Annotated in this window: 2 protein-coding genes and 1 pseudogene; all 3 read left to right on the forward strand. The window is 75.4% G+C overall.

Features of this window, described 5'->3' with window-relative positions:
* Nucleotides 1-226: pseudogene (locus ACLBYE_RS30325) on the forward strand (VWA domain-containing protein); the annotation flags it as partial.
* Nucleotides 226-1146, forward strand: a complete 921-nt coding sequence (locus ACLBYE_RS30330) for a tetratricopeptide repeat protein (protein ID WP_447697006.1) — start codon at nt 226-228, stop codon at nt 1144-1146. The pseudogene ACLBYE_RS30325 and the gene ACLBYE_RS30330, both read left to right, overlap by 1 nt.
* Nucleotides 1140-2175: hypothetical protein (locus ACLBYE_RS30335; RefSeq protein WP_447697007.1), on the forward strand; the 1036-nt coding region annotated here is incomplete at its 3' end. The genes ACLBYE_RS30330 and ACLBYE_RS30335, both read left to right, overlap by 7 nt.

The following is a 2175-nucleotide window of genomic DNA, read 5'->3' on the forward strand; positions in this document are numbered from 1 at the left end:
CCCCCCGAAGCCCCACGGGCCCGCCCTCCACCCCCGCGCCGGGGCCGGCGGCGGCACGGCCGCCGACATCGCGACGCCGGGCCCGGTGCTCGACGCGGTCGGGGCCGGGCTCGCCCAGCACCTCGCGGCGGGCGGCTACGGCGTCCTGGCCTACGCGGATCTCGGGCGCTGGCTGCTGCTGCTGGCGGCGCTGCCGGCGCTGCTGCTGTTCCGCAGGAGCGCGTGATGCGGCTGACCCTTCCCGAGACCGGCCTCGCCGCCCCGCTCCGGGCCGGTCTGCCGCCGCGCTGGCGGCGGCTCGCCCGGATCGCTGGCCTCGCCCTCGCGGGTGTCGGCCTCCTGGCGCTGCTCGCGGTCTCGCAGCCCCGCACCGGTTTCGGGCGGCTGCTGATGGGCCTCGGCCTGCCGGGCCTCGCGGCGGACGTGTTCGTCGATCCGGCCTGGCGCGCCGCCGCGCTCTACGAGGCCGGCCGCTACGAGGAAGCGGTCACGCTGTTCCGTGGCGGCGGGCGGCGGGCAAGCTACAATCTCGGCAACGCGCTCGCGAGGGCCGGCGACCTCGACGGGGCGCTCGCGGCCTACGACGAGGCCCTGCGCTTCAACCCCCGCGACGCCGACGCCCAGGCCAACCGCTCGCTGATCGCCCGGATGCGGGCCGAGGTGATTGACCGCGGGCCCGGCGGCGGCATCGCCAACGGCACCGCCCAGTACGGCGCCCGCTACAACAACACCGCCAACCAGGACCAGAACAACGACATCAACGCCGCCTCCAGCGGCGAGGGCCTCGCCGGCAACAAGGAATCGAACGCCAGCGCGTCGCTGCCCGGCAACAGCAAGGTCGCCCGCCGCGGCAAGGCCGAGCAGCAGTCGATCGACGCCGGCAAGGGCCAGGCCCGGGGCTCGGCCGGCGACGCGGCCGGCCGCGGCCGGACCGGCGGCGGCTCCGCCATGGTGGCCGAGGCGCCCGAGCGCGAGGTCCGCCGGGTGACCAAGAGCTTCGAGGCCCACGAGATCCGCCCGGACCGGCTCTGGCTCCAGACCCTGCCGGACGATCCCGGCCGCTATCTCAAGCTGCGCCTGCGCGCCGAGCAGACCCGCCGGGTCGAGGCCGGCACCGCGATCCCCGCCGGGAGCAACCCGTGGTAAGTGTTTTCGGCGTTTCCGGGCGGCGCGCCCTGACCCGCGCCCTCATCCTCCTCGCGCCCTTCCTCGCCCCCCTTCCCGCCCGGGCCGAGATCGAGCCGGGCGACCTCACGCTGACGGTGACCGCGGAGCTCAACGGCAACAGCGCGCCCTTCCCCCGCGAGATGGTCCTCCTGAAGATCCACGGGGTCTACAAGCAGCCGATCCTGCTCGAGGAGGTGGTGCAGCCCTCCCTCGCGAACTTCTCGTGGACGCAGCTCGGCCGCGACCACTGGAGCCGGACCAAGCTCCCCGACGGCCAGAGCGCCATCGCGTTCGACCGCACCGTGGCGGTCTTCCCGCACCATGCCGGCCAGTTCACCATCGAGCCGTTCGTCCACAAGCTCACCGTCAACGATGTCGGCGAGCGGCGGGTCGTCGAAGTCCGCTCGAAGCCGATCCCCTTCCCGGTCGCACCCTGGACCGAGCCCACCGGCGGCCCCGACGCCAAGGAGCCCTGGTGGCTGCCCGCCAAGGACGTGGCGATCACCGATTCCTGGAGCCCTGACCCGGAGACCATCAAGGTCGGCGAGACCACCCGCCGGATCGTCACCCTGGAGGCCCAGGGTATGGTCGCCGAGGGCCTGCCGCCCCGGCCGGTCATGCGCACCCGCGGCATCATCACCTTCGCGGGGCCCGTCACCCGCGAGACGCTGCTGACGCCCTCGGGGCCCGTGGCGCGGGCCACCTACCAGTGGGACGTGAAGCCCGGCGTGCCGGAGATCATCCCCCTCGACGCCATCGCGATCCCGTGGTTCGACACCAACACTCGCACGATGCGCGAGACCGAGATCCCGGCCCGGCAGATCGGCGGCGGCCTGCCCGACCGCGAGACCGAGCGGGCGCCCCCCGCGATCCCCTCGCCCCTCGCGGTCCCCGCCTCGGCGCTCGCCGCCTTCGGGCTGGGCCTCGCGCTGATCGGCTTCGGCCTCGGGCGGCCGCGCCTGCGCCTCTCCGGCGCGGCGCGCCGGGCCCTGCGCGCGGCGGCCCGGG

It is taken from the genome of Methylobacterium sp. A52T, assembly GCF_053346095.1.

What these genes read in the sequence shown, in the direction of transcription:
- ACLBYE_RS30330 (WP_447697006.1), top strand. Translation starts at nt 226, where the DNA reads ATGCGGCTGACCCTTCCCGAGACCGGCCTCGCCGCCCCGCTCCGGGCC.